Origin of the sequence: Hyphomonas sp. GM-8P, assembly GCF_003263315.1 — a bacterium.
Taxonomy (GTDB): Bacteria; Pseudomonadota; Alphaproteobacteria; order Caulobacterales; family Hyphomonadaceae; genus Hyphomonas.
The window spans coordinates 1-1,439 of sequence record NZ_AWFE01000136.1; the positions used below are offsets into that span (position 1 = coordinate 1).

Genomic DNA, 1,439 nt, shown 5'->3' on the forward strand with positions numbered 1-1,439 from the left:
CTTCTCTAATCGGACATTGTTCGTCAACTCCGTTTCCGGATCGCGTCGTTGCAACTCGGCAATGCACCTCGGGCTTCACGCTTCTCTTCGTGATCGGCGCAGGTCGCCTGCAGGCGCTGACCGTCACATGATGGGATCAGAGGTTGATGCGGAACAATCTGCCTGTCGATGTCACCAGTTGAACAACCGGTCCACCAGGCCACATAGCGTTCTCGCACTTTCCCTCGATCCCGAGGGACATGGCACCGTCACTTTGACGGATCGGGGTGCCCGGTGGAGCGGGCTTGTTCCTATTTCACGCGGCGCAGGGTTCGTTGCCCCAGTTGTAGTCAGCGCCGTCCACCCACATGCGATGCAGGATCACCGACAGACGCCTTGCAAGCGCGACCTTCGCGCGAGCAGCCCCTCTGCGCTTGGCAACATTCATCGCCCAGGCTTTGAGAGGGAACCACTTCACGATCCGTGTCAGGATGGTGTTCGCAGCTTCGAACAAGGCGACTCGCACCAGCCCGTCGCCACACTTCGAGATGCGCCCGGTCACATCGATGGTTCCCGACTGATAGGTCTTCGGGGTCATCCCGAAATGGGCGCCCACCGACTTGGAGCGCGCAAACCTTGCAGGCACATCGACAGTCGCCCTGAACGTCAGCGCCACAATTGGCCCTACACCTGGAGCTGTCATCAGCCGCCTGCAAACCGGATCCCGATGCGCAATGCGCAGGACCTGCTTGTGGAGTGCGGCTTCCTGTTCCCGGAGGCAATGCCGGACTTCGAGCAGTGGGCCAACGACATCCCGCAAGAAAGCATTGTCCTGTACCAGTTCGCGAACGCGGACTTCGAAGCGTGCTCTCCCGGCATTGCCGATCTTCAGTCCGAAATTGCGAAGGGCACCCCGTATCTCATTCTCTACATCCTGCCGCTTGTGAACAATGAATTTGCGGCTGGTGAGCAGCACGCGCTGTTCCTGACTGGTCTGCGTCTTCACATGAACGGGCTTGTAAAGCCCGACCCGCATCATCTGGGCAATCCCCCTGGCATCGTTGCGGTCCGTCTTGTTGATGCTGGCCGACAGTACCGCCTTCACATGACGTGTCTCAATGCAGACCGGCGAGAGCCCCGCTGCCGCCATACCTTCATGCAGGTGCTGGGAGAGCGGCGCGGCTTCCAGCCCGATCCGCTCACAAGTCACACCAATGCCGTCGAACCAGTCGACCAGCGGCGCAATCTCGGACGGCACTTTGCCCTCACGGATGATCGCCCCGGACTCATCCACCACACATACGCTCGACTCATTCAGCGATACATCAATCCCAGCGAAATACTTCATAACTGTCTTCTCCTTGTTCTGACCGGAAGTCCCTTCCTTCCCGCAAGTTATCGGAGTGACAGCGTTCGGGGCAGACGCTCCCGGCGCGATGTGGCGTCCGATTATCCCATCT

1 protein-coding gene is annotated in these 1,439 nt (G+C 59.6%); it reads right to left on the minus strand.

Features of this window, described 5'->3' with window-relative positions:
- Positions 1-295: 295 nt before the first annotated feature.
- Positions 296-1,327, minus strand: coding sequence for an IS110 family transposase (locus tag HY26_RS17970; protein ID WP_112074272.1), 1,032 nt, complete (start codon positions 1,325-1,327; stop codon positions 296-298).
- Positions 1,328-1,439: the final 112 nt, after the last annotated feature.